At 74.2% G+C, this 23,774-nt stretch carries 24 protein-coding genes; 14 read left to right on the forward strand and 10 right to left on the reverse strand.

Annotated elements, in window-relative coordinates; translation table 11 throughout:
* Positions 1–10: 10 nt before the first annotated feature.
* Positions 11–817 (reverse strand): enoyl-CoA hydratase/isomerase family protein, encoded by an 807-nt coding sequence (locus tag OCU29_RS00850; protein ID WP_261818444.1) that lies wholly within the window; start codon positions 815–817, stop codon positions 11–13.
* A gap of 121 nt (positions 818–938) precedes the next feature.
* Between OCU29_RS00850 and OCU29_RS00855 the strand changes: the two genes are divergently transcribed.
* From OCU29_RS00855 to OCU29_RS00865, 3 genes are read left to right on the forward strand one after another with little or no spacing between them, the layout of a single operon-like run.
* Positions 939–1,106: a DUF3117 domain-containing protein gene (locus OCU29_RS00855; protein WP_082602897.1), complete on the forward strand. Its 168-nt coding sequence runs from the start codon at positions 939–941 to the stop codon at positions 1,104–1,106.
* A gap of 17 nt (positions 1,107–1,123) precedes the next feature.
* On the forward strand, positions 1,124–2,737 hold the full coding sequence (locus OCU29_RS00860) for a M17 family metallopeptidase (protein WP_261818445.1): 1,614 nt from the start codon (positions 1,124–1,126) through the stop codon (positions 2,735–2,737).
* Complete coding sequence (locus tag OCU29_RS00865; RefSeq protein WP_261818446.1) at positions 2,734–3,078, forward strand: hypothetical protein; 345 nt, start codon at positions 2,734–2,736, stop codon at positions 3,076–3,078. The genes OCU29_RS00860 and OCU29_RS00865 overlap by 4 nt, the downstream gene beginning before the upstream one ends.
* A 48-nt stretch (positions 3,079–3,126) precedes the next feature.
* Here the strand turns inward: OCU29_RS00865 and OCU29_RS00870 are convergent, their stop codons facing one another.
* Positions 3,127–3,816 (reverse strand): O-methyltransferase, encoded by a 690-nt coding sequence (locus OCU29_RS00870; protein WP_276529366.1) that lies wholly within the window; start codon positions 3,814–3,816, stop codon positions 3,127–3,129.
* Positions 3,817–3,988: 172 nt separating this feature from the next.
* Between OCU29_RS00870 and sigE the strand changes: the two genes are divergently transcribed.
* From sigE to OCU29_RS00885, 3 genes are read left to right on the forward strand one after another with little or no spacing between them, the layout of a single operon-like run.
* The gene (sigE, locus tag OCU29_RS00875; protein WP_179615660.1) at positions 3,989–4,612 is read left to right on the forward strand and encodes an RNA polymerase sigma factor SigE; all 624 of its coding nucleotides are present in this window, start codon (positions 3,989–3,991) and stop codon (positions 4,610–4,612) included.
* Positions 4,609–5,136 (forward strand): anti-sigma factor, encoded by a 528-nt coding sequence (locus tag OCU29_RS00880; protein ID WP_261818447.1) that lies wholly within the window; start codon positions 4,609–4,611, stop codon positions 5,134–5,136. Before sigE ends, OCU29_RS00880 begins: the two co-directional genes overlap by 4 nt.
* Before the next feature lie 60 nt (positions 5,137–5,196).
* Positions 5,197–6,462 carry a S1C family serine protease gene (locus tag OCU29_RS00885; protein WP_261818448.1) on the forward strand — a complete coding sequence of 422 codons (1,266 nt, stop codon included), beginning with the start codon at positions 5,197–5,199 and terminating at the stop codon, positions 6,460–6,462.
* 111 nt (positions 6,463–6,573) lie between these two features.
* On the opposite strand, the gene OCU29_RS00890 is transcribed toward OCU29_RS00885, so the two are convergent.
* The gene (locus tag OCU29_RS00890; RefSeq protein WP_179615663.1) at positions 6,574–6,810 is read right to left on the reverse strand and encodes a helix-turn-helix domain-containing protein; all 237 of its coding nucleotides are present in this window, start codon (positions 6,808–6,810) and stop codon (positions 6,574–6,576) included.
* A 99-nt stretch (positions 6,811–6,909) separates the two neighbouring features.
* Here OCU29_RS00890 and OCU29_RS00895 point away from each other — a divergent pair, with 99 nt between their 5' ends.
* On the forward strand, positions 6,910–7,623 hold the full coding sequence (locus OCU29_RS00895) for a hypothetical protein (protein ID WP_261818449.1): 714 nt from the start codon (positions 6,910–6,912) through the stop codon (positions 7,621–7,623).
* 32 nt (positions 7,624–7,655) lie between these two features.
* Positions 7,656–9,005 carry a hypothetical protein gene (locus OCU29_RS00900; RefSeq protein ID WP_261818450.1) on the forward strand — a complete coding sequence of 450 codons (1,350 nt, stop codon included), beginning with the start codon at positions 7,656–7,658 and terminating at the stop codon, positions 9,003–9,005.
* Here the strand turns inward: OCU29_RS00900 and OCU29_RS00905 are convergent.
* Positions 8,968–10,341, reverse strand: coding sequence for a hypothetical protein (locus OCU29_RS00905; RefSeq protein ID WP_261818451.1), 1,374 nt, complete (start codon positions 10,339–10,341; stop codon positions 8,968–8,970). The genes OCU29_RS00900 and OCU29_RS00905 overlap by 38 nt on opposite strands.
* 1 nt (position 10,342) lies before the next feature.
* Positions 10,343–10,729 carry a hypothetical protein gene (locus tag OCU29_RS00910; RefSeq protein WP_261818452.1) on the reverse strand — a complete coding sequence of 129 codons (387 nt, stop codon included), beginning with the start codon at positions 10,727–10,729 and terminating at the stop codon, positions 10,343–10,345.
* Between the two features lie 94 nt (positions 10,730–10,823).
* Here OCU29_RS00910 and OCU29_RS00915 point away from each other — a divergent pair, with 94 nt between their 5' ends.
* The 3 genes from OCU29_RS00915 to pruA are packed head-to-tail and all read left to right on the forward strand — an operon-like array spanning position 10,824 to position 14,254.
* Complete coding sequence (locus OCU29_RS00915; RefSeq protein ID WP_261818453.1) at positions 10,824–12,266, forward strand: wax ester/triacylglycerol synthase family O-acyltransferase; 1,443 nt, start codon at positions 10,824–10,826, stop codon at positions 12,264–12,266.
* The gene (locus tag OCU29_RS00920; protein WP_261818454.1) at positions 12,266–12,607 is read left to right on the forward strand and encodes a hypothetical protein; all 342 of its coding nucleotides are present in this window, start codon (positions 12,266–12,268) and stop codon (positions 12,605–12,607) included. The genes OCU29_RS00915 and OCU29_RS00920 overlap by 1 nt, the downstream gene beginning before the upstream one ends.
* A 9-nt stretch (positions 12,608–12,616) precedes the next feature.
* Complete coding sequence (pruA, locus tag OCU29_RS00925) at positions 12,617–14,254, forward strand: L-glutamate gamma-semialdehyde dehydrogenase (protein ID WP_261818455.1); 1,638 nt, start codon at positions 12,617–12,619, stop codon at positions 14,252–14,254.
* Positions 14,255–14,317: 63 nt separating this feature from the next.
* Here pruA and OCU29_RS00930 read toward each other — a convergent pair whose 3' ends face one another.
* Positions 14,318–14,470: a hypothetical protein gene (locus OCU29_RS00930; RefSeq protein WP_179615670.1), complete on the reverse strand. Its 153-nt coding sequence runs from the start codon at positions 14,468–14,470 to the stop codon at positions 14,318–14,320.
* Positions 14,471–14,549: 79 nt separating this feature from the next.
* A complete protein-coding gene (locus OCU29_RS00935; protein WP_261818456.1) occupies positions 14,550–15,620 on the reverse strand; it encodes an alkene reductase in 1,071 nt (356 codons plus the stop codon).
* Positions 15,621–15,686: 66 nt separating this feature from the next.
* Here OCU29_RS00935 and OCU29_RS00940 point away from each other — a divergent pair, with 66 nt between their 5' ends.
* Positions 15,687–15,890, forward strand: coding sequence for a hypothetical protein (locus OCU29_RS00940; protein ID WP_261818457.1), 204 nt, complete (start codon positions 15,687–15,689; stop codon positions 15,888–15,890).
* On the opposite strand, the gene OCU29_RS00945 is transcribed toward OCU29_RS00940, so the two are convergent.
* The 3 genes from OCU29_RS00945 to OCU29_RS00955 are packed head-to-tail and all read right to left on the reverse strand — an operon-like array spanning position 15,875 to position 17,865.
* Positions 15,875–16,357 (reverse strand): DUF2505 domain-containing protein, encoded by a 483-nt coding sequence (locus tag OCU29_RS00945; protein WP_261818458.1) that lies wholly within the window; start codon positions 16,355–16,357, stop codon positions 15,875–15,877. The two genes, OCU29_RS00940 and OCU29_RS00945, sit on opposite strands and share 16 nt — an antisense overlap.
* Positions 16,357–16,842, reverse strand: coding sequence for a DUF2505 domain-containing protein (locus OCU29_RS00950; protein WP_179615674.1), 486 nt, complete (start codon positions 16,840–16,842; stop codon positions 16,357–16,359). Before OCU29_RS00950 ends, OCU29_RS00945 begins: the two co-directional genes overlap by 1 nt.
* A 27-nt stretch (positions 16,843–16,869) precedes the next feature.
* The gene (locus OCU29_RS00955) at positions 16,870–17,865 is read right to left on the reverse strand and encodes a hypothetical protein (protein WP_261818459.1); all 996 of its coding nucleotides are present in this window, start codon (positions 17,863–17,865) and stop codon (positions 16,870–16,872) included.
* A 69-nt stretch (positions 17,866–17,934) separates the two neighbouring features.
* Between OCU29_RS00955 and OCU29_RS00960 the strand changes: the two genes are divergently transcribed.
* Positions 17,935–18,780: a tryptophan 2,3-dioxygenase family protein gene (locus OCU29_RS00960; protein ID WP_261818460.1), complete on the forward strand. Its 846-nt coding sequence runs from the start codon at positions 17,935–17,937 to the stop codon at positions 18,778–18,780.
* A 73-nt stretch (positions 18,781–18,853) separates the two neighbouring features.
* Positions 18,854–23,755, forward strand: coding sequence for an NAD-glutamate dehydrogenase (locus OCU29_RS00965; protein ID WP_261818461.1), 4,902 nt, complete (start codon positions 18,854–18,856; stop codon positions 23,753–23,755).
* The last annotated feature ends 19 nt before the right edge of the window (positions 23,756–23,774 follow it).

Here is a 23,774-nt window from a genome sequence, read left to right on the forward strand (position 1 = left end):
GCGACCTGCGTCAGCGGCCCTCGAACTGCGGGCGCTGCTTGGCCACGAACGCCTCGACCGCGGCGCGGTGGTCGGCGGTCGCGCCGGTGCGGGTCATCTGCTCGCTCTCGAAGGCCAGCGACTCGGCGAGGTCGTGGGTGGCGGCGTACGCCACCGAGCGGCGCATCGAGCCGAAGGCCAGGGTCGGGCCGGCCGCGAGGCGGGTGGCCAGCGCCTCGATCTCGCCCGCGAACTCGTCGGCGGGCACCACCGCGGTGGCCAGGCCGAGCTCGAGGGCCTCCTGGGCCGGCACGGTGCGGGGGAAGTAGAGCAGCTCCATCGCCTTGGCGCGCCCGACCAGCTGGGGCAGGTGCACCGAGGCGCCGGTGTCGCAGGAGAGCGCGACGCCGGCGAAGGCGAGGTTGAAGCCGGCCCCCTCGGCGAGCACCCGCAGGTCGCAGGCCATCGCGATGCTGGCGCCGGCGCCGGCCGCGACCCCGTTGACGGCCGCGACGACTGGCTTGTCGAGCTCGGCGATCGCGGTGACGATCGGGTTGTAGTGCTCGTCGACGGTGGTGAAGAGCGCGTCGCTGCCGCCGTTCTCGAGCAGCGAGATGTGCTCCTTGAGGTCCTGGCCGGTGCAGAACGAGCGGCCGGTGCCGGTGATGACGACGCAGCGCACCGCGTCGTCCTCGCCCACGCGGCGCAGCGCGTCGAGCAGCTGCACCTTGGTGGCGATGTCGAGGCTGTTCATCGCCTCGGGACGGTTCAGGGTGATGGTCGCGACGCCGCCGGAGACGTCGAGCAGCACGGTCGCGGGGGCGCTCTGGGAGGTCATGCGCCGAGTCTGCCCGACCCTGTGGTGCCGATCACCAGGGGGATGGGGGATACTAGGCACTCACGTGCCTCCCGGGTCCTCGGGTGCGCACCCCTGCACGCACGAATGGAAGAGGTGCCGGATGGCGGCGATGAAGCCGCGGACGGGCGACGGTCCGCTGGAGGTCACCAAGGAAGGGCGCGGCATCGTGATGCGCGTCCCGCTCGAGGGTGGAGGCCGCCTCGTCGTGGAGCTCAACGCTGACGAGGCCACCGCTCTCGGGGACGCCCTCAAGGGCGTCGTCGGCTGAGCCGGCTGCTCCCCTCGATGGCCCAGACCCCCGCCGCCCCGCTCCCTCACCAGTTGGCCCCCGGCCTGGCACCCCAGGTCACCCCGCCCGACGTCGCGCTCAGCGACCTCGGGCCGGACGCCGTCCTGGGCGTCGACGTGGTGGCCGTCCCGGTGCTGCCCGCCGAGGACGACACCAGCACCGGCCCGGTGCTGGGCCCCGGCGCGGCCGAGCTCTCCGACCAGCTCGGTCTCGACCTGCTCGCGGTGCTCGAGCTCGAGGAGGCCACCGGCGCGGCCGGCGAGGTCACCCGGGTGCCGGTGCCGCTGGGCGGGCCCGACAACGCCGAGCTGCGCTGGGTGCTGCTCGTCGGCGTCGGACAGCAGCGCCCCGTCGACCTGCGCCGCGCCGGCGCGGCGCTGGCGCGGGCGGTGCGCAACCGTGAGGCGGTCGCCACCTCGGTGCCGGCCGTCGCGGGCCCCGAGGGGCTCGAGGCCGGTCTCGAGGCGTTCGTCGTCGGCCTGGTGCTCGGCTCCTTCGGCTTCCGCTGGTCGGGCCGCGAGCCCGAGCAGCGCCCGGTGGCACGCGCGGTCCTCGCCGGTGTCGGCGACACCGAGGCCCACCGCGCGGTGCTCGCGCGAGCGCTCGCCGTGGCCGGGGCGGGCTGGCAGGCCCGCCTGCTGGCGACCGTCCCCTCGAACCTCAAGAACCCCGCCTGGCTGGCCGCGCAGGCCGTCGAGACCGCCACCCGCGCCGGCCTCGAGGTCGAGGTGTGGGACGAGGAGCGGCTGGCCGCCGAGGGCTGCGGCGGCATCCTGGGCGTCGGGCAGGCCTCGGCCAGCCCGCCGCGCCTGATCCGCCTCGACTACACCCCGGCCCGCGTCACGAAGAAGACCCCGACGGTGGTGCTGGTCGGCAAGGGCATCACCTTCGACACCGGCGGGCTGTCGATCAAGCCCGCCGAGGGCATGGCCACGATGAAGCGCGACATGACCGGCGGCGCCGTGGTCATCGCCACGATGGCGGCGCTGCGTGCCGTCGGCTGCCCGGTGCGCGTCGTCGGGCTGGTCGCGGCGGCCGAGAACGCCGTCTCTGGCAGCGCGATGCGCCCCGGCGACGTGGTGCGCCACTACGGCGGGCGCACCTCCGAGGTGACCAACACCGACGCCGAGGGCCGCCTGGTCATGGCCGACGCGCTGGCCTACGGCGTCGCCCAGCTCGACCCCGCCGCCATCGTCGACGTCGCCACCCTGACCGGGGCGATGAAGGTCGCCCTGGGTCTGCGCACCGGCGGCTTCTTCGCCGACGACGAGGCACTGGCCACCCACATCGCCGCGGCCGGCGAGACCTCCGGCGAGACCCTGTGGCGGATGCCGCTGGCCGACGTCTACGAGGAGCGCATCGCCTCCGAGGTCGCCGACGCCGACAACGCCGGCGGCGGTCCGGGCGCCATCACCGCGGCGCTCTTCCTGCGCCACTTCACCGGCGACGTGCCCTGGGCCCACCTCGACGTGGCCTCGGTCGGCGACTCGCCGGTCGACGTCGACGAGTGGAGCGCCGGCCCGACCGGCTTCGGCGCCCGCGCGCTGCTGGCCTGGCTGGGCTCCGAGGACCCGCTGGCCGGGGTCGGCGCCCAGGGGGACGCCTCGTGAAGGGCCTGACCGTGCGCTGGTCGCTCGCCGAGGCGCCGGAGGGCGTCGAGGCCGAGCTCGCGGCGTACGTCGAGGGCACCTCGCACGCGAAGTTCACCGGCATGTCGGGCCTGCAGTTCAAGACCTGGCGGATGCGGGCGGGGGAGTGGTTCGAGGGCGTCTACGTCTTCGCCAGCGACGAGGCCCGCGCCGCGTTCGAGGAGAGCTTCACCGCCGGCGCCGCCGACGCGCCGGGCTCGGCGATCATCGGCAGCGCCCCGGTGCTGATCGAGTCCTGCGACGTCCTCGCGGTCGCCGAGGGCTGGGACGGCTTCAGCCCCGTCGCGCGCGACGAGGGCTGAGGCCCGAGCAGGCCCGCGCAGTCCCGAGCGGACCGGGGCGCGGCGAGGTCAGTCCTCGTCGTCGGGGCTCCACACCTTCTTGGCGCACAGCAGGCCGTCGCCGACGGGCAGCAGCACCGAGAGCAGGCCCTCGTGGGCGGCCACGGTGCGCCCGAGCTCACGGATCGCCACCGTCTCCTCGTCGCGCTGCGCGGGGTCGGCGACCCGGTCGTGCCACAGGGCGTTGTCGAAGGCCACCACGCCGCCGGGGCGCAGCAGGCGCAGCGCCTCGGCGAGGTAGGCGGAGTACTCGCGCTTGTCGCCGTCGCAGAAGACCAGGTCGTAGTGGCCGTCGGTCAGGCGCGGCAGCACGTCGAGCGCCGAGCCCGAGATGGTGCGGGCGCGCTGCGAGGCGACGCCGGCCTCGGTGAAGGACTGGCGGGCCAGGCGCTGGTGCTCGGCCTCGATGTCGACGGTGGTCAGCACCCCGTCACCACGCATGCCGCGCAGCAGCCACAGGCCGGAGACCCCGGTGCCGGTGCCGATCTCGACGACCGCGCGGGCCTCGAGGACCGAGGCCAGGAAGCGCAGCGAGGCGCCGCCGCCGGGGCTGATCGGCACCACCCCGACCTCCTCGGCGCGGGCGCGGGCCGCGGCCAGGACGTCGTCCTCGGGGACGAACGCCTCCGCGTGGGACCAGCTGGCGGGGGTGATCGGCGTGGTGATGACGGGCCTCCTGCAGACGTGGCGCGCGGTCACTCGCCGCACGGTCGGGCCCAACCTATCGCGGGGCGGCCCCGCGCCCCGGGAACCCCGCTGCCGGGCCGCTCGTTGGAGGGGGCGACGACGTTCACAGGCTCCCCTCAGCAAGGAGCCCTAGCGTGGAGGACCACACACCGTGCGCACCCGGCGCCACCAGCAGGAGACCGCGATGACCAGTCCCGAGCACCCCGACGGCGCCCTGACCTGGGCGCAGATCGTCGAGGACCACTCCGACCGGGTCTACCGCCTGGCCTACCGCCTGACCGGCGACCGGCACGACGCCGAGGACCTCACCCAGGAGGTCTTCGTGCGGGTCTTCCGCTCCCTGGACTCCTACTCCCCGGGCACCTTCGAGGGCTGGCTGCACCGCATCACCACCAACCTCTTCCTCGACCAGGCCCGCCGCAAGCAGCGGATCCGCTTCGACGCGCTCTCCGACGAGCGCGCCGCCCGGCTGACCAGCAGCTCGCCGGCCCCCGAGGCGGCGTACGCCGACCAGCGCTTCGACGACGACGTCGAGCGGGCCCTGGCCACGCTGCCGCCCGACTTCCGCGCCGCGGTGGTGCTCTGCGACGTCGAGGGGCTCAGCTACGAGGAGATCGCGCAGATCCTCGACGCCAAGCTCGGCACCGTGCGCAGCCGCATCCACCGCGGCCGCGCCATGCTGCGCACCGCGCTGGCCCACCGGGCCCCCGGCAACGGCCGGCTGCGCTTCGCCGGGCCGGGGCTCGAGGTCGGGCGGGACACCTCGGGCGCCACCACCCTGGGTGGGTCCGTGGGGGGCGCCCGGTGATCGGTCACCTCGGCACCCGCGCCAGCGCCCTGCTCGACGGGCGCCTGGGCCCCGACGAGGCCGACCGGCTGTGGGAGCACGTGCACGGCTGCCACCAGTGCCGCGACCTGGTCGAGCGGCTGGGCGCGGTCAAGACCCGCCTCGGCGGCCTGGGTGCGGCGCCCTGCGCCGGCGCCCCCGACCACCTCAAGGGTGCGCTGAAGAGCGGCCTGGCGCCGGGCTTCCCCGCCACCGGCCCCGGTCCGGCGTCCACCCCCGCGCACCCCTCGGCGCACCCCCCGGCGCTCACCCCGGGCGAGGTCTACCTGGCGCTGGGCGAGCAGCCCGCCGGCCGCGCCCGCCGCGCGGGCGGGGTGGTGGCGACCGTCGGCAGCGCCGCCGGCGTCGCGGTGCTGGGGCTGCTGGCGCTGGGCGCCGCGCCCGCCGACGCCCCGACGGCCGACCGGCAGGTGCCGGTCACGTCGGTGACGGTGCCCTCCTACGGGCCCGGCGTGGTGCCGGTGCGAGGGGTCGTCGGTCCCTGATCCAGGGCATCCGGTGCCCGGGTGGGGCGGGGCTCAGGACCCCCGGGGGATGATGGGCCGGTGAGCGACGAGGAGCAGACCGCGCAGGACACCGCGCAGCAGCCCGCGCAGCCGGCACCCCCGCAGCACGGGGCCTGGTTGCCGCCGCAGCCGGGACCGTGGGCGGGTGCGCCGTACGCCGGCCTCGGCCAGCAGGTGCCGCCGGCCCGGCCCGCCCCGCGGGCCCGGGTGAGCGGCTGGGTGTGGCCGGTCGTGACGGTCGTGGCGCTGGTGGTCGGCCTGCTCGGGGGCGCGGTCGGCGGGGCGCTGGTGACCGCGGTCGAGCGCAACGGGCTCGGCCCGGTCAGCGAGGGCCTGGCCGGGGTCGACACCATCACCCAGGCGCCGCTGCGCGCCGAGGACGGCACGGTCGCGGCGGTCGCCGAGGCGCTGCTGCCGGCGACCGTGCAGATCGTCGCCGAGCTCGGCGGCGACGACCAGGGGGCGACCGGGTCGGGCTTCATCCTCGACCGCCAGGGCCACGTCATCACCAACAACCACGTGGTGGCCGACGCCGCCGACGGCGGCCGCATCCAGGTGGTCGACCAGGAGGGCGCGCGCTACGCCGCCAGCGTGGTGGGCCGCAGCCCGGTCTACGACCTCGCCGTCCTCGAGGTCCCCGACCTCGAGGGCACCGACCCGGCCGCGCTGGGCGCCTCCGCCGCGCTGCGCGTGGGCGAGACGGTCGTGGCGATCGGCTCCCCGCTGGGGCTGAGCTCGACGGTCACCTCCGGCATCGTCAGCGCCCTCCAGCGCCCGGTCACCACCGGCGACTCGGCCAACGAGTCCTCCTACATCAACGCGGTGCAGACCGACGCCGCCATCAACCCCGGCAACTCCGGCGGCCCGCTGGTCAACCTCGTCGGGCAGGTGGTCGGGGTGAACTCCGCCATCGCCACCACCGGCGGGGGCGGCTTCGGCGGCGGCAGCTCGGGCAACATCGGCGTCGGCTTCGCCATCCCGATCGAGCAGGTCAAGGTCACCGCCGACCAGATCCTCAAGACCGGCGAGGCGCGCTATCCCGTGATCGGGGCCCAGGTGCGGACCGGCCGCGAGGACGGGCGTGGCGCGCGCATCGAGGAGGTCGTCGGCGGCAGCGCCGCCGAGGAGGCGGGCCTGCAGGAGGGCGACCTGGTGGTCGAGGTCGAGGGCGACCGGGTCACCGACGGGATCGCGCTGATCGTCTCGATCCGCTCCCACCAGCCCGGCGAGACGATCGAGTTCACGGTGCTGCGCAAGGGCGTGCGCGAGACCGTCGCGATCACGCTGCGCGCCGAGGTGGGCTGAGGACGCCACCCGGGAGTTCCATCGGGTGCCCGACGAAGCTCGCGCCACCCGGCTGAAGGTTCAGCCTGGTACCGCCAGTTCCATCGGGCACCCGATGAAACTCCCGGAGGGCTACTCGGGGCGCTCGGCCTCGACGTAGGGGTGCTCGTCGACGAAGGTGCGGGTCTCGGCGTACATCCGCTCGATGAACTGCTCGAGCTGCGCCGACTCCACCCGCCACTGCCCGCGACCGCCGATCTTGATGGCGGGCAGGTCGCCGCGGCGCACCAGCGCGTAGACCTGGGCGCTGGAGGTGTTGAGGACCTCCGCGACGTCGGCCAGGGTCAGGAAGCGGGGCGTGCCGGGCATGCGGCCATGCTCCCACCTGGCGGCCCGCGACGGCGCAGCCCACCCCGGGCTGTGGAGAAGCAGGTGAGAGAGCGCGCCCGAGTGGGCATGATGCCCGCCGTGACGACCGACCAGCAGACCAGCAGCGCGCCGACCGCCGCCGGCGCCGTCCCCGGCGCGACCCCCGGCGCCGTCCCCGGCGCCGTACGGGCCGGGCGCCCCGGGTGGCGCGACCCGCGGCTGTGGGTCGGCGTCGCGCTGGTCGCGGCCTCGGTGGTGCTCGGTGCCCGCCTGCTCGCGGCCGCCGACGACATGGTGACCGTGTGGTCGGCGGGCAGCGACCTGGGGGCGGGCCAGCGCCTGGAGCCCGACGACCTGGTCGCCCAGCGGGTGCGCTTCGACGACGCGCTGGCCCTGGAGGGCTACCTCGGCGCCGACGACGAGCTGCCCGCCGACGCGACGCTGCTGCGGCCGGTGGCGGCCGGCGAGCTGGTGCCCGCGGCCGCGCTCGGCTCGGCGCAGGACTCCGGGCGCGTCGAGCTGCCGCTCTCGGTCGACCCCGAGCGCCTGCCCGACCTCGGTGCCGGGATGACCGTCGACGTCTACCTGCTGGCCACCGGTCGCGACGCCGACGGCCGCAAGGTCGAGCTCGACCCCGGGCCGGTGCTCGCCGACGTGACCGTCGTCGACGCCAGCACACCCGACGGCGGCTTCGGCTCCTCGGGGCAGCGACGGGTCGTGGTCGCGGTGCCCGAGGACGACGCCGACGCCTACGTCGCGCTGCTCGGCCGCCTCGGCGAGCCCACGGTCCTCGTCTCGCGGGCCCAGCAGTGAGCCCAGCGGTGGGCCCGGGGGTGGGTCCGGGGGTGGGGTCCGACCCGGTCGTCGTGCTGGTGGCCGCCGCCGGCGCGGCCTGGGAGTCCACGGCCGTGGAGGCGCTCAACGCCCGCAGCGGCGTGGTGCTGCTCAAGCGCTGCGTCGACGTCGACGACCTGCTGGCCGCCGCGTCGGCCGGGCAGGCCGACGCGGCGGTGCTCGGGCTCGACGCGCACGGCCTCGACGCCGCGGCCGTCGACCTGCTGCGCCGCTACCGGGTGCGCCCAGTCGCGGTCGTGCCCGCCTCCGTGGCCCCCGACACCGCCAGGCTGCGGGCCTCGCGCATCGGGGTGCGCACGCTGGTGCCCGAGGGACGCGTCGACACGGTCGCCGACGCGGTCACCGCGCCCGAGGCGAGCCCGGAGCCGACCCGCGTGGCCGACCGGGCGGCGTACGCCGGCGGGCCGGGCGCCCCGCCGCCCCCGGGCCCGCCGAGCGCACCGCCGCGGGTGCTGGCCTCCCTCGACGCCGAGGGGAGCCAGGACGCCGACGGGGCCCCGGCACCCGGGCGGGTGCTGGCCGTGTGGGGCCCGGCCGGGGCCCCCGGTCGCAGCACCGTCGCCGTGGCGCTGGCCTCCGAGCTGGCCCGCCGCCGCAGCACGACGATGCTCGTCGACGCCGACCCGCAGGCCGGCAGCACCGCCCAGCAGCTCGGTGTGCTCGACGAGGTCTCGGGGCTGCTGGCCGCGGCCCGGCTGGCCACGGCCGGCGTGCTGGAGGAGCGGCTGGCCTCGGTGCAGCGGGCCCTCGGGCCGCACCTGCGAGTGGTGACCGGGCTGCCGCGCTCGGACCGGTGGAGCGAGGTGCGCGCCGGCTCGCTGGAGCTCCTGCTCGAGCTGGGCCGCGAGCAGGGCCACGTGGTGGTCGACACCGGCGCCTCCCTGGAGGACGACCCGGCCGCCGACCTGGGCGGCCGGCCCGGCCGCAACGCGCTGACCCTGGGTGCGCTCGACGTCGCCGACGAGGTGCTGGTGGTGGGCACCGCCGACCCGGTGGGGCTCTCGCGGCTGGCCCGGGGGCTGGTCGAGCTGGCGGAGCGCTGGCCGGGCACCCCGGTGCGGGTGGCGGTCAACCAGATGCGACCCACCCTGGGCTGGACCCGCGAGGAGGTCGCCTCGATGGTGCACGGCTTCGTGGCCCCCGCCTCGCTGCACTTCCTGCCCGAGGACCGTGCCGGCGTCGACCGGGCCCTGGTGGCCGGGCGCACCCTGCTGGAGAGCGGCGAGTCACCGCTGACCCGCGCGGTCGCCGAGCTGGCCGACGCCCTGGTCGGGGCGGCTCCGGCCGCGGCGCCCGCCGGGCTCAGGCAGCGAAGAGGAGGAAGAGCCCGCCGGCGGTGAAACCGACCATCAGCAGCAGCAGCGGCAGCTGGCCGGTGAGCTGGTGGCGCTTGGGCAGCAGCGAGATCGCCCGGTCGTGGGCGGCCACCACCGCGACCACGTGGCCCAGCACGACCCCCAGCACCTTGAGGTTGGCCAGCAGCGTGGGGTGGTAGGAGAGCCAGTAGTTGACGCTCCAGTCGCCGGTGCCGAGGTGGTCGGCGCCGGTGCTCATCGGGTCGCTGGCCTTGATCAGCGTGTCCTGGCCGACCTCGAGCCAGTACGACAGGTAGTGCGCGGCGATGTAGCCGACGATGATCGGGATCATCGTGTGCGCGAACTGCGAGGGCAGGTGCCGGCGCCGCTGGCCGTGGCCGACCCCGGTCAGCATGGTGCCCAGGGCGAAGAGCAGCCCGACCCCGCCGCAGAAGACGAGCAACGCGATGTTGTCGGCCACGGTGGCCGCCCAGTCGCGGCTGGCGATCGCGTCGGTGTTGAGCAGGAAGCGCACCCAGGTGGGCGACTCGCGGAAGGAGTCGAAGCCGGTGCTGCCGAAGAGCACCGCGACCACCGCCACCAGCCCGGGGCGCACCTCGGTGGTGGCCAGGTTGGCCAGCGGCGAGCGGATCGCGACCCGCCCGTCGCGCTCGCCCCACACCGACAGCTTGGCGACCAGCGAGGAGTAGACCTCGAAGGGGTCGGCCCGCTCGAACCAGGTGTCGCCGAAGAGCGCACCGCCCAGGAGCATCACCGCGACGTACACCGACGCCCACAGGCGCACCGGGCCCAGCTCGGTGGAGTAGGGGTAGACCAGCTCGAGCCAGACGAACGCGAACAGGCCCAGCGCGGCCGGCCAGTAGCCGAGGCGGGCCGGGTAGGCCAGCACGCCGCGGGCGGGGTCGGAGCCCGAGACCTTGGCCAGCAGCAGGTGGAAGGTGCGCACCGGGCTGACGGCCTTCCAGACCGGGCCCAGCAGCAGGGAGGCCGGCACCAGGCCGACCCACAGCCACACGTAGAACATCCCGAAGAACGGGTTGGTCAGCAGGTCCTGGCCCGCGACCGCGGCCAGTGCGGCCCAGCCGAAGAACAGCAGGCCGACGACCCGCAGCGCGCCGCGCCAGAGCGCCGAGTCGAGGACGTCCTGCAGCGCGTCGGGCAGCAGGTGGCCCCCGCGCGGCGGCACGTCCTGGGAGGCGTAGCGCGGGGTGCGCCAGGCCAGGGCCAGGACGGTGAAGGAGATGGTCAGCGCCGCGACGGCGCCGGCGATGGCCAGCTCCGGCGAGATCGGCAGGTCCTTGGCCCCGCCGATGCCGTGGGCCTCGACCGTGCGCGCCGCGTCGTCCAGCCTCAGCCCCACGTCAGGAGACTTCGAGCTGGACGATCAGCTGGTCGGGGTCGTGCGCCTCGACCTCGACGACACCGGGACGCTCGAAGGTCAGCGTCTCCTCGGTGGTGCCCTCGGTGTAATCGAAGGTGGCCTCGGGGGTCGAGTGCACGTGCACCGAGCCGGCGACGTCGGAGGTGACGGTGAAGACGACCTCGTCGCCGACCCCGACCTCGATCCGGTCGCCCTTGGGGGTGATCGCCCCGTCCTCGACGGTGATCTCGATGGCGACGGGCTCCTGGGTGCCGTCGGCGCCGCTGTCGGGCTCGTCGGAGCCGCAGGCGACCAGTGCCAGGGGCAGCACGAGGGCGGCCAGGGCGGCCAGGCCGCGGGACGAGGGACGGGTCGGGACGCGGTGCATGAGGCTCTTCCTGTCGTGGCCGGTCGGCCGCGGGGGGTCGTCTCTGACAGAATCCCATGCACGACAAGGTCGACGGCGAGAGGGGCCCCACCAGATGACCACCCGGGTGCAGGCGCGCGACCTGGCCTTCCTGGCCGAGGAGACACCCTCGACGCCGCGTCACAACGCCACCGTGGAGGTCTTCGAGCCCGGTGCGTCCGGCTTCGACCACGAGCAGCTGCTCGCGCTCATCGAGGACCGCATCTCCTTCGTGCCGCGCTACCGCCAGCGGCTAAAGGCGGTCCCGGGGCGGCTGGCCAACCCGATCTGGATCGACGACCCCGACTTCGACCTGGGCTACCACGTGCGCCGCTCGGCGCTGCCGCGCCCCGGCACCCCCGAGCAGCTGCGCGAGCTGGTGGCCCGCATCGTCTCGCGGCCGCTCGACCGCTCGAAGCCGCTGTGGGAGGTGTACGTCGTCGAGGGTCTGGCCGACGGCCGGGTGGCCCTGCTCTACAAGGCCCACCAGGCCCTGGTCGACGGGGTCGACACGGTCGACCTGGCCCAGGTGCTGCTCGACACCTCGCCCGAGCCCAAGCTGCTCGGCGGCGACGACTGGGACGCCTGGAAGCGGCCCTCTGTGCCGAGCCTGGTGGCCGGTGCCGTGCGCGACAACCTGACACGCCCCGACGTGCTGGGCCAGACGCTGCGCAGCACCTCCGCCGCGCTGGTGCGCGGCGCCGACGCCGCCGGCGAGCGAGCCGGCCAGGTGCTCGGCGCGCTCACCGGCCGCGGCGGCGAGCGGGAGACCCCGATCAGCGGCCGGCACTCCCAGCAGCGCCGCGTGGTGTCGGTGCACACCACCCTGGCCGACCACCAGCGCATCCGCGACGGGCACGGCGGCACCGTCAACGACGTGGTGCTCGCCACGGTCTCCGGCGCGCTGCGGGCCTGGCTGATGACCCGCTCGGAGTCGATGGCCGGGCTGCGGCGGGTGCGCGCGGTCGTGCCGGTCTCGGTCATCGACAGCGAGCTGGAGGCGACCTCGCTGGGCAGCCAGATCGCCGCCCACGTGGTCGACCTGCCGGTGGGCGAGCCCAGCGCCGTGGTGCGCCTGCACCAGGTCTCCTACTCCTTCCAGAGCCACGCCGAGACCGGCCGGGGCGTGGCCGCCAACCGCCTCGCCGGCATCGCCGGCTTCGCCCCGAGCACCTTCCACGCCATCGGGTCACGCGTCGCGGCCTGGGAGGCCGGGCGCGGCGCCCAGCTGATCGTCACCAACGTGCCGGGCCCGCAGTCGCCGCTCTACGCCGCCGGGGCGCGGATGGTCGAGACCTACCCGGTCCCGCCGCTGCTGCCCGGCCACCTGCTCGCCATCGGCGTGACGTCGTACGACGGGCAGGTCTCCTACGGCATCACCGCCGACCGCGACAAGGTGCCCGACGCCGACGTGCTGGGCCAGTGCCTGGCCGAGGCCCTCGACGAGCTGCTCGACACCGTCTCGGGGGTCCGCCCGCGCGCGCCGCGCGGTCGCCGCAAGAAGAGCGTGAAGCGCTGATGACCCGCCTCTACCTGCCCTCGAGCCTGGAGCTGCTGGCGCGCCTGCACGCCGGCGAGCCGCTCACCACCGACGCCGCCGTCGAGGCCGAGGACGACAGCGAGGACGCCGAGTACGCCGCGCTGCTCGAGGCCGCCGAGACCTCCGCCGGCATCGTCGGCGCCGGCCGGCGCCGGGTCGTGGTCGTGGCCGAGGTGGCCCGCCGCGGCGACCCGGTCACGGTGCGCGAGGTGGCCGCGGTGCACGTCGACACCGAGGAGGGTGCCGCCCCCGACGACGACCTGGCGTGGTTCGCGACCCAGGAGATCGGTCAACTGGTCCAGGGGGCCCCGGGCGCCTAGGGTCGGGCCATGGACGCCATCTCCTTCCCGCCGGCTCCCGTCAACGAGCCGAACCTCCACTACGCCCCCGGCTCCGCGGAGCGCGAGGCGCTGCTCGACCAGATCGCGGTGCTCGAGAAGGAGCCCCGCGAGCTGCCCGCCTACATCGGTGGCCAGTGGCGCCAGGGCGGCGGCGCGGCGATCGACGTCGTGCAGCCCCACGACCACCAGCACGTGCTGGGCACCACCCACAACTCCACCCGCGCCGACGCGCAGGACGCCATCGACGCCGCCCTCGCGGCCGCGCCGGCCTGGCGTGCGATGTCCTTCGACGACCGCTGCGCGATCATCCTCAAGGCCGCCGACCTGCTGGCCGGCCCGTGGCGCCAGCGGCTCAACGCCGCGACCGTGCTGGGCCAGTCGAAGACCGCCTTCCAGGCCGAGATCGACTCGGCCTGCGAGCTCATCGACTTCTGGCGCTTCAACGTCCACTACGCCAAGCAGATCCTGACCGACCAGCCGATCGCCAACAGCCCCGGCATCTGGAACCGCACCGACCACCGCCCGCTCGAGGGCTTCGTCTACGCGATCACCCCCTTCAACTTCACCGCGATCGCCGGCAACCTGCCGACCGCCCCGGCCCTGATGGGCAACGTGGTGCTGTGGAAGCCCAGCCCCACCCAGCAGCTCTCGGCCTCGCTGATCATGGAGCTGCTCGAGGAGGCCGGGATGCCGCCGGGCGTGATCAACATGCTGCCCGGCGACGGCCTGGAGGTCTCCGAGGTGGCGCTGACCCACCGCGACCTGGCCGGCATCCACTTCACCGGCTCCACGCCGACCTTCCAGCACCTGTGGCGCACGGTCGGCGAGAACATCACCGGCTACCGCTCCTACCCGCGCATCGTCGGCGAGACCGGCGGCAAGGACTTCATCGTCGCCCACCCCTCCGCCGACCCCGCCGTGCTGCGCACCGCCATGGTCCGCGGCGCCTTCGAGTTCCAGGGCCAGAAGTGCTCGGCGGCCTCGCGTGCCTACGTGCCGGCCTCGGTGTGGGCCCGGATCAAGGACGACCTGGTCGAGGAGGTCGAGGCCATCAAGGTCGGCGACCCCACCGACCTGTCGAACTTCATGGGTGCCGTCATCGACGAGCGCGCGTTCGCCAAGCACGTCGCCGCGATCGAGCGGGCGCAGTCGACCCCGGGCCTCGAGGTCGTCGCGGGCGGCCAGACCGACGACTCCGTGGGCTGGTTCGTGCGGCCCACCGTCGTGGTCTCCGACCAGCCCGACGACGAGATGTTCGCGACGGAGTACTTCGGCCCGATCCTGGCCGTGCACGTCTACGACGACAGCCGGGAGGGGGCCTTCGAGTCGGTCGTGGAGCAGATGGAGTCGTTCGCGCCGTACGCGCTGACCGGCGCGATCATCAGCCAGGACCGGGCGGCGGTCGCGTGGGCCCGTGAGGCGCTGCGCTTCGCGGCCGGCAACTTCTACATCAACGACAAGCCGACCGGTGCCGTGGTGGGCCAGCAGCCCTTCGGCGGCGGTCGCGCCTCGGGCACCAACGACAAGGCCGGTGCCGCGGTCAACCTGCTGCGCTGGACCAGCCCGCGCTCCATCAAGGAGACGTTCGTGCCGCCGACCGACTACCGCTACCCCTACATGGGCTGAGACCCACGACGACGAGCGCCCCGCCCGGGAGACCGGGCGGGGCGCTCGTGCGTCACGAGTGGATCAGCCGGGCAGGCACTGGCTGCCGGCCTGGCCCTGGCCGTTGATCGAGATGTCGTAGTCGATGCAGATGCTCGCGGCCGAGGCCGGAGCGGTTGCGGCGACCAGCGAGAGACCGAACGAGAGGGCGAGGACGGCGACGAGGCGCTTGGCCATGTCGGTACCACCTTTCCGAGACGTGGCCGGACCCGAGCGACCCGGCCTTGCCCCGGTGAACGAGCGGTGCGGCGTCAGGTCACGCCTCGAGCGCGGGGTAGTCGGTGTAGCCCTCGGCGCCCCCGCCGTAGAAGGTGGCGGCGTCGGGCTCGTTGAGCCCGGCACCCTCGGCCCAGCGGCGCGGCAGGTCGGGGTTGGCGATGAAGAGCCGCCCGACCGCGACCGCGTCGGCGAGGTCCTTGTCGAGGATCTCCTGGGCCGACTCGGCGGTGGTGACCTCGCCGAAGCCGTCGTTGGCGAGCACGACGCCACCGAAGGCCGAGCGGAGGTCCTGCACCAGGTCGAGGCGGGGGTCGGCCAGGATGCTGAGGTAGGCCAGGCCGAGCGGCGCGAGCTGCTCGACGAGGTGGGTGTAGGTCGCGCGCACGTCGGCGGCGTCCTCCTCGGTGGCGCCCTGGATGTTGTGCGCGGGGCTGATCCGGATGCCGACCCGCTCGGGGCCGACGGCCTCGGCCACGGCCCGGGTCACCTCGACGGCGAAGCGGGCGCGGTTCTCGGGGGAGCCGCCGTACCGGTCGTCGCGGGTGTTGGAGCCCGGGGCCAGGAACTGGTGGATGAGGTAGCCGTTGGCGGCGTGCACCTCGACGCCGTCCAGCCCGGCCTCGACGGCGTTGCGCGCCGCCCGGGCGATGCCCTGGACGACGTCGGGGACCTCCTCGGTGGTCAGCGCCCGCGGGGTCGAGTGCGGCTTGGCGCCGGTCGCGGTGAACATCTCGCCGGGGGCCGCGATGGCCGAGGGGGCCACGACCTCCTGGCCGCCGGTGTTGTCGGGGTGGGCGATGCGCCCGGCGTGCATCAGCTGGGCGACGATCCGTCCGCCGCGCTCGTGCACGGCGTCGGCCACGCGGCGCCAGCCGGCGAGCTGCTCGGGGGAGTGGAAGCCGGGGGTGTTCGGGTAGCCCTGGCCCTCGGCGGTGGGCTGGCTGCCCTCGGTGATGATCAGCCCGGCGGAGGCGCGCTGGGCGTAGTACTCGACCTGCAGGTCGCCGGGCACCGTGCCGGTGGCGCGGTTGCGGGTCAGCGGCGCCATCACGAGGCGGTTGGGCATCGTCAGGGCGCCGGCGGTCAGGGGCTGGAAGAGGGAAGGCATGTCTGTCCCAACCGGCCGGGGTGCCTGCCGCATTCCGCCACCCAGGGGTGAGCGACAATGGTCACGATGACGACCCAGACCCACCTGGTGGCCCTCCACCTCGGTGCCCTGCACCCCGTGGAGCGCGCGTTGACCCTGGCGCTGGCCTTCGGGCCGTTCGTGGTGCTCGGCGTGGTGGTCTGGTGGCGCTCGCGCCACGAGCAGGACGAGCACGACGACGGGCACGACCCGGTCGAGCGGCCCGAGGACCCGGTTCAGCGCGACAGGTAGTCGCGCCCCACCTTGTGCTCCACCCGCAGCGCCTTGCGCAGCATGTCGGTCACCAGGCCCTCGACCTTCCCGCCGACCAGCGGGATCGAGACCTTGACGGTCAGGTCGACGGTCTCGGTGGTGACGCCGTCGCGCTCCACGAGCGTGATCGTGCCGCGCATGTCGCCGGGCTTGCCGGGGATCGTCATCGTCACCTCGCCCGCCTCGGGGCGGGTCCAGCGCTCCTCCTGCACGATCGTGATCTCGTCCCCGATCAGCTTCTTGGCGAACGACGGGACGCCGGCGGCGTCCTGGACCTGCTCGATGCGCACCTCGAGCACGTCGCCGGAGGAGTCCACGCGCACGTCGTGGCGCAGCACCCGCTGCCGCTCGCAGACCTCCTCGCGGAACGCCGGGTCGGCCAGCATCGCCGCGACCGCGGCGAGGGGGGCGTCGTACGCCATCTCCTCGACCAGGTGCTTCGACATCAGCGCTCACCCGCCAGCCAGGCGGTGCCGACGCCCTGCTCGACGTCGAGGTTCTTCCTGATCTGCTCGGCGAGCATCGACTCGAGCTTGCCGCCCACCAGGGGGACCTTCACCTTGGCGTCGAGCGTGACCACCTCGCGGGTGCCGCTGCCGTCGGCCTCGAGGGCCACGGTGCCGCCGATCGAGGTCGGCTTGCCGGGGGAGAGGATCGTGACGGTGCCGCCCGAGGGGCTCGTCCACTCCTCCTCCACCACGGCCTGGGTGGTGTCGCCGGTGATCTTGCGGGCGATCGAGGGCAGGTCGCTGGTGTCCTGCACCTGGTCGACCACCAGGCTGAAGCCGTCGGCGCCGCGAGGGGTCAGGGTGACCTCGGCGGAGACGACCCGCTGGGCGGCGCACACCTTCTCGCGGAAGGCGGGGTCGCTCAGCATGGCGTACACGTCGGCGGGGGAGGCGTCGTAGGTGAGCTCGTGGGTGAACTTCATGGGCGCCATCATGCCGTGGGTATGTCGCTATGCGGGGCAGGAGCGCAGGTCCTGCTCGAAGGTCGCCTCGTCGACCTCCTCCAGCACCTCCTCGGGGCCGGGCGCGGTGATGGAGACCGGCGCGCCCACGTCGGCGAAGCGGGCCTCGAGCGAGCCGTCGAGCACCTCCTCGGCGGTCCGGGCCGCCTCCCCGCCGGAGCGCCGCAGCTCGCGCAGGTCCGCCAGCGCCTCGGCAGCGACCCCGGCCCCCTCCAGGGCCGGCAGCAGGTCGCGCACCCGGACGGAGATGCTCTCCAGCACCCCCTCGGAGAGCGTGACGGTCGCGGGCACGGGGATGTCGCTCTCGGGGTCCAGCTCACCGGTCACCAGGGACTTGCTGCTCAGCAGCTGGACCAGCGTCACGAGGTCGGCGGTGGCCAGGAAGGTCCCGGGGCCGACCTGCTCGCGACCCACGAGGTACGACGCCGCGATCACCGGCGCCGGGTGCGGTGCGCCCGCGCTCGGGACGCCGATCGTGGCCTGGAGGGCGCCCGCGCCCACCCAGCAGCCCCAGCCGGGGGCGTCCATGCGCATCCAGCTCGTGGCGTCGACCGTGAGCATCTCGGCGGTCAGGTCCTGGCCGTCGACGTCGAACGTGCGGGTCGCTGCCCAGTCCTGGCCGTCGATGTCGTAGCTGCCCTTCTCGCGGATGCTCGCCACGGGGGCGAGGTCGGCGCGCACGGTGACGGTCCCGGTGCCGGCGGTGAGCAGCGCCCGGACCGCCCGGGCGACCGCCTTGCGGGCCGCCGGGTCCTTGGCGAGGTCGCCGACGGCGAGGGCCTCCGGGCTCGGGGTGGCGGTGGGGCCGGACGTCGGGCTCGAGGTGGGGCCGGACGTCGGGCTGGGTGTCTCCGTGGAGCCGGCCGAGCTGGTGGTGCCGGAGCCGGCGCACCCGCCCAGCCCGGCGACGAGCACCCCGGCCGACAGGGTGCTGACCAGGGCGGCTGGACGGCGGTGGGGACGGCGGAGGTGGGGGGAGCGCACCGCGGGACCCTAGGCGGCGCGCCGACCCTCCACCAAGACCTCGCCGTGGCGCTGTGCGAGGTTGGGGCCATGAGTGGTCAGCCAGGTCAGGGTGCCGCGACGCGGGGCGACGAGACGTTCGTGTCCTTCGGTGAGCAGGGGGCGCAGCTGACCTACGGGTCCTACCTGCGCCTGCCCCAGCTCCTCGACAGCCAGCACCTCGAGTCCGACCCGCCGGCGCACGACGAGCTGCTGTTCATCACGATCCACCAGGTCTACGAGCTGTGGTTCAAGCAGCTGCTGCACGAGGTCACCGCCGCCCGCGACGCCCTGCTCTCGCCGCCCGGCGCGGGTCGGGACCGGCTGTGGTGGGCCCAGCACCTGCTGGCGCGCGTGCACGTCATCGAGCGCACCCTGGTCCAGCAGGTCGACGTGCTGGAGACGATGACGCCCCAGGACTTCCTGGAGTTCCGCCAGCGGCTCGCGCCGGCCAGCGGCTTCCAGTCGGTGCAGTTCCGCGAGCTGGAGTTCCTCTCCGGCGCGAAGGACCCCGGCTACCTCGACCGCTTCCGCGGCCTCAGCGACGACGAGCAGGAGCGGCTGCGCCGCCGGCTCGAGGAGCCGACCCTGTGGGACGCCTTCGTCACCGCCCTGGGCGGCGCCGGCTTCGACGTCGGCGACGACGAGCAGGTGGCGCGGGCGCTGCACACGGTGGCGCACGACCGCGACTCCCACGCCGCGTTGTGGGCGCTGGCCGAGGCGCTGCTGCAGCACGACGAGCTGGCCGCGTCGTGGCGGGCGCGGCACGTGGTGATGGTGGAGCGGATGATCGGGGCGAAGTCGGGCACCGGTGGGTCCAGCGGGTCGACGTACCTGCGCTCGCGGCTGCCGCTGCAGTACTACCCGCTGCTGTGGGAGCTGCGCTCGCAGCTCTGAGCCCCCGGCACACCTCCGCACCACCCCGGGGCCCGTGTTGTCCGCGTCACGTCGGGGTCCTAGGGTCGGGAACGTGTCAACGACGACGCACGATCTCGACAAGTCCGAGCTGATCTCCAAGGCCGCGGAGCTGGCGCGTGCCGGCCGCGGCAGCGGCGGCCCGCCGCACGCCGAGGTGGGCGACCTGCTCACCGCCTACTACCGCCACGTCGCCCCCGAGGACCTCGCCGAGCGCGCCGAGAGCGACGTGTGGGGGGCCCTGGCCAGCCACTACCGCCTGGCCCAGCAGCGACCCCAGGGCCGCGCCTCGGTGCGGGTCTTCACCCCGACCCTGGCCGAGCACGGCTGGTCGGCCGGCGGGCACAGCGTCGTCGAGGTCGTCACCGACGACATGCCCTTCCTCGTCGACTCGCTGACCATGGAGCTCTCGCGCCAGCTGCGCGACGTGCACCTGGTCGTGCACCCGCACTTCGACGTCGAGCGCGACATCACCGGCGAGCTCCAGCGCGCCCGGGTCGTCGACGACGGCGCGATGGAGCCGCAGGACTCCTCGGTGCGCGAGTCGTGGATGCACGTCGAGATCGACCGGCTCGCCGACGACGACGACACCGAGCAGATCGTCGAGGACGTCCAGCGGGTGCTGCGCGACGTGCGCGAGGCCGTCGAGGACTGGCCGCGCACCCGGCAGCGGATGCTCGACGTCGTGCGCGGCCTGCGCGAGGACCCGCCGGTCGAGCTGACCGCCGAGGAGGTCCGCCAGGGCGCCGAGCTGCTCGAGTGGCTCGTCGACGACCACTTCACCTTCCTGGGCTACCGCGAGTACCGCCTCGAGACCGTCGAGATCGACGGCGGCGAGGACGACGTCCTGCGGGCGGTGCCCGGCACCGGCCTGGGCATCCTGCGCGCCGACCAGGCCCACAGCACCTCCTTCGCCCGGCTCCCCGAGCCGGTCAAGGTCAAGGCCCGCGAGAAGTGCCTGCTGGTCCTGGCCAAGGCCAACTCGCGGGCCACCGTGCACCGCCCGGCCTACCTCGACTACGTCGGGGTCAAGACGTTCGACGAGCGGGGCGAGGTGACCGGCGAGCAGCGCTTCCTGGGCCTGTTCTCCTCGACGGCGTACGCCGAGTCGCTCACCCGCATCCCGCTGCTGCGCGAGAAGGCCCGCGAGGTGCTGCGCCGCAGCGGCTTCGACCCGCGCTCCTACGCCGGCCGCGCGCTGATGGACACCCTGGAGACCTACCCGCGCGACGAGCTCTTCCACACCGACGTGAGCCAGCTCGCGACGATGGCCGAGGCCGCGATGCACGCGCGCGAGCGGCGTGCGGTGCGCGCGATCATCCGTCCCGACACCTACGGGCGCTACGTCTCGGTGCTGGTCTACCTGCCCCGCGACCGCTACAACACCGCGGTGCGCGAGCGGTTCAGCGACATCCTGCTCGAGCGCCTGGGCGGCGAGTCCATCGAGTTCACCGTGCGGATCAACGAGTCGACGACCGCGCGCGTGCACTTCGTGGTGCACCTGCCGCGCGGCGAGAGCGACCCGACCGTCACCGGCCAGCTGCGCGCCCTCGACACCACCGACCTCGAGCGGCGCCTGGCCGACGCGTCGCGCTCGTGGCGCGACGACTTCCTGGCCGCCGTGCTCTCCGAGTACGGCGAGCAGGCCGGGGCGGTGCTGGGCCGGCGCTACGCCGACTCCTTCCCCGAGGCGTTCAAGGAGGACTACTCGGCGCGCACCGCCGCGGTCGACCTGGGCCGGCTCGAGGCGATCGAGGGCGACGAGGGCCTCGACCTGGCGCTGCACGAGAACCTCGACGCCGGTCGCGGCGAGGTGCGCCTGAAGGTCTACCGGGTCGGCAGCCCGCTGTCGCTGTCCAAGGTGCTGCCGATGATCTCCAGCCTCGGCGTCGAGGTCGTCGACGAGCGCCCGTACGAGATCGACGGCCTCGAGCGCGCCTCCTACATCTACGAGTTCGGGCTGCGCTACGGCCGCTCGCTGCCGGAGCGCTCCCGCGACCTGTTCGTGCAGTCGCTGCGCGCGATCTGGGACGGGCGCACCGACACCGACGGCTTCAACGTGCTGGTGCTGGCCGCCGAGCTGAGCTGGCGCCAGGTCTCGGTGCTGCGCGCCTACGCCAAGTACATGCGCCAGGGCGGGTCGCCCTTCCAGCTCGACACCATCGAGGAGGCGCTGAGCAGCAACGTCGACATCACCCGGCTGCTCGTGCAGCTCTTCGAGGTCCGCTTCGACCCGACCTGCGAGGACCGCGAGCAGCGCGAGGAGCAGCTGCGCGAGCGGCTGGCCGGCGCGCTCGACGACGTCGCCAGCCTCGACCACGACCGCATCCTGCGCTCCTACCTGACCCACATCGGCGCGACCCTGCGCACCAACCACTACCAGTGCACCGACGACGGCGAGCCCAAGTCGTACCTCAGCCTCAAGCTGGAGCCGTCGGCGATCCCCGACCTGCCGCGCCCGCGCCCGGAGTACGAGGTGTTCGTGCACTCCCCGCGCGTGGAGGGCGTGCACCTGCGCTTCGGCTCGGTGGCCCGCGGCGGGCTGCGCTGGTCCGACCGGCGCGACGACTTCCGCACCGAGGTGCTGGGCCTGGTCAAGGCGCAGATGGTCAAGAACACCGTCATCGTGCCGGTCGGCGCGAAGGGCGGGTTCTTCGCCAAGCAGCTGCCCGACCCCTCCGACCGCGAGGCGTGGATGGCCGAGGGCATCGCCTCCTACCGCACCTTCATCAGCGGCCTGCTCGACATCACCGACAACCTCGTCGACGGGCGCACCGCGCCGCCGGTCGACGTGGTGCGCCACGACGGCGACGACTCCTACCTGGTGGTCGCCGCCGACAAGGGCACCGCGACCTTCTCCGACATCGCCAACGAGCTGTCCAAGGACTACGGGTTCTGGCTCGGCGACGCCTTCGCCAGCGGCGGCTCGGTCGGCTACGACCACAAGGCGATGGGCATCACCGCCCGCGGCGCCTGGGTCTCGGTGCAGCGCCACTTCCGCGAGCGCGGCATCGACTGCCAGACCGAGGACTTCACCTGCGTCGGCATCGGCGACATGTCCGGCGACGTGTTCGGCAACGGGATGCTCTGCTCCGAGCACATCCGGCTCGTGGCCGCCTTCGACCACCGCGACATCTTCCTCGACCCCACGCCCGACGCCGCGACGTCGTACGCCGAGCGCAAGCGGCTCTTCGAGCAGCCGCGCACCAGCTGGCAGGACTACGACACCTCGCTGATCTCCGAGGGCGGCGGGGTGCACTCGCGCTCGAAGAAGTCGATCCCGATCACCCCGCAGGTGCGCGAGGCGCTCGGCATCAAGGACGACGTGTCGTCGATGACGCCGGCCGAGCTGATGCGCGCCATCCTCACCGCGCCCGTCGACCTGCTGTGGAACGGCGGCATCGGCACCTACGTCAAGAGCCGCGAGGAGACCCACGCCGACGCCGGCGACAAGGCCAACGACCCGATCCGCGTCGACGGTCGCGACGTGCGGGCGCGCTGCATCGGCGAGGGCGGCAACCTGGGCCTGACCCAGGCCGGGCGCATCGAGTACGCCCGCCTGGGCGGCGACCCCGACAGCGGTGGCGGTCGCGTCAACACCGACTTCATCGACAACTCCGCCGGGGTGGACACCTCCGACCACGAGGTCAACATCAAGATCCTGCTCGACCGGGTGGTCGCCGACGGCGACCTGACCGGCAAGCAGCGCAACGAGCTGCTGGCGGCGATGACCGACGAGGTCGCCGCGCTGGTGCTGCGCGACAACTACGAGCAGAACCTGGCGCTGGCCAACGCGCTCTCGCACGCGCCGTCGCTGCTGCACGTGCACGAGGAGTTCATGAAGCGCCTCGAGCGCGAGGGCGTCCTCAACCGCGCGGTCGAGGGCCTGCCCACCAGCCGCGAGGTGCGTCGCCGGGCCGACAAGAAGGAGGGGCTGACCGCGCCGGAGCTGTCGGTGCTGCTGGCCTGGACCAAGATCGTGCTGGCCCAGGAGCTCATCGAGTCCGACGTGCCCGACGACCCCTACCTCGACCAGGACCTGCTGGTCTACTTCCCCACAGCGATGCGCGAACGCTTCACCGAGCAGATCCGCAAGCACCCGCTGCGCCGCGAGATCATCGTGACCCAGGTGGTCAACGACCTGGTCAACGGCGCCGGCATGACGTTCTGGCCGCGCCTGGGCGGCGAGACCGGGGTGGGGGCCGCCGAGCTGACCCACGCCAACTTCGTGGCCCGCGAGATCTTCGGGTCGCTGCCGCTGCGCGAGGAGCTGCACTCCTACGACAACAAGCTCGACGCCTCGGTGCAGACCCGGATGCGCCTGGAGATGCGCACCCTGGTCGAGCGGGCCACCCGCTGGCTCGTCGCCAACCGGCGTGCCCCGCTCGACAGCAGCGCCACCGTCGAGCAGCTGGCCGGGCCGGTCCAGGAGACCGTGGCCCAGCTGCCCGAGCTGATGACCGGGCGCGAGCTGGCGGCCTTCGAGCAGCGCCGCGACCGCCTGGTCGAGCGCGGCGTGCCCGACGACCTGGCCACCCGCGTGGCGGTCCTGCCGCCGGCGTACATGGTGCTGGGCATCGTCGACGCCGCCACCCGCGAGGGCCTCGACCCCGCCGAGGTCGCCCGGGTGCACTTCGCCCTCGGCGAGCGGCTGGGGCTGCCCGCGCTGGTGCTGCGCATCCTCGGGCTGCCGCGCGAGGACCGCTGGCAGACCATGGCGCGCGCCGCGCTGCGCGACGACCTGCACTCGGTGCACCTGCAGCTGACCCTGCGGGTCATCGCCGCCACCGGCGACGACGAGTCGGCCACCGCGCGGATCTCGACCTGGGAGGACGGCGACGCCACCGCGGTGGGCCGTGCCGCCAGCACCCTCGGCGAGATCTGCTCCGACGAGGACGCCGACCTCGCGCGGCTCTCGGTGGGGCTGCGGATCGTGCGGGGGCTGCTCACCAGCTGACCCCGTCGTCGAGACCGGG

Source organism: Nocardioides sp. OK12 (assembly GCF_024341885.1).
Lineage (GTDB): Bacteria > Actinomycetota > Actinomycetes > Propionibacteriales > Nocardioidaceae > Nocardioides > Nocardioides marinisabuli.

What these genes read in the sequence shown, in the direction of transcription:
- OCU29_RS00935 (WP_261818456.1), bottom strand. Translation starts at nt 15,620, where the DNA reads ATGCCTTCCCTCTTCCAGCCCCTGACCGCCGGCGCCCTGACGATGCCC.
- sigE (WP_179615660.1), top strand. Translation starts at nt 3,989, where the DNA reads ATGACCAGTCCCGAGCACCCCGACGGCGCCCTGACCTGGGCGCAGATC.
- OCU29_RS00855 (WP_082602897.1), top strand. Translation starts at nt 939, where the DNA reads ATGGCGGCGATGAAGCCGCGGACGGGCGACGGTCCGCTGGAGGTCACC.
- OCU29_RS00960 (WP_261818460.1), top strand. Translation starts at nt 17,935, where the DNA reads ATGAGTGGTCAGCCAGGTCAGGGTGCCGCGACGCGGGGCGACGAGACG.
- OCU29_RS00890 (WP_179615663.1), bottom strand. Translation starts at nt 6,810, where the DNA reads ATGCCCGGCACGCCCCGCTTCCTGACCCTGGCCGACGTCGCGGAGGTC.
- OCU29_RS00930 (WP_179615670.1), bottom strand. Translation starts at nt 14,470, where the DNA reads ATGGCCAAGCGCCTCGTCGCCGTCCTCGCCCTCTCGTTCGGTCTCTCG.
- OCU29_RS00850 (WP_261818444.1), bottom strand. Translation starts at nt 817, where the DNA reads ATGACCTCCCAGAGCGCCCCCGCGACCGTGCTGCTCGACGTCTCCGGC.
- pruA (WP_261818455.1), top strand. Translation starts at nt 12,617, where the DNA reads ATGGACGCCATCTCCTTCCCGCCGGCTCCCGTCAACGAGCCGAACCTC.
- OCU29_RS00940 (WP_261818457.1), top strand. Translation starts at nt 15,687, where the DNA reads ATGACGACCCAGACCCACCTGGTGGCCCTCCACCTCGGTGCCCTGCAC.
- OCU29_RS00910 (WP_261818452.1), bottom strand. Translation starts at nt 10,729, where the DNA reads ATGCACCGCGTCCCGACCCGTCCCTCGTCCCGCGGCCTGGCCGCCCTG.
- OCU29_RS00920 (WP_261818454.1), top strand. Translation starts at nt 12,266, where the DNA reads ATGACCCGCCTCTACCTGCCCTCGAGCCTGGAGCTGCTGGCGCGCCTG.
- OCU29_RS00860 (WP_261818445.1), top strand. Translation starts at nt 1,124, where the DNA reads ATGGCCCAGACCCCCGCCGCCCCGCTCCCTCACCAGTTGGCCCCCGGC.
- OCU29_RS00945 (WP_261818458.1), bottom strand. Translation starts at nt 16,357, where the DNA reads ATGTCGAAGCACCTGGTCGAGGAGATGGCGTACGACGCCCCCCTCGCC.
- OCU29_RS00915 (WP_261818453.1), top strand. Translation starts at nt 10,824, where the DNA reads ATGACCACCCGGGTGCAGGCGCGCGACCTGGCCTTCCTGGCCGAGGAG.
- OCU29_RS00950 (WP_179615674.1), bottom strand. Translation starts at nt 16,842, where the DNA reads ATGAAGTTCACCCACGAGCTCACCTACGACGCCTCCCCCGCCGACGTG.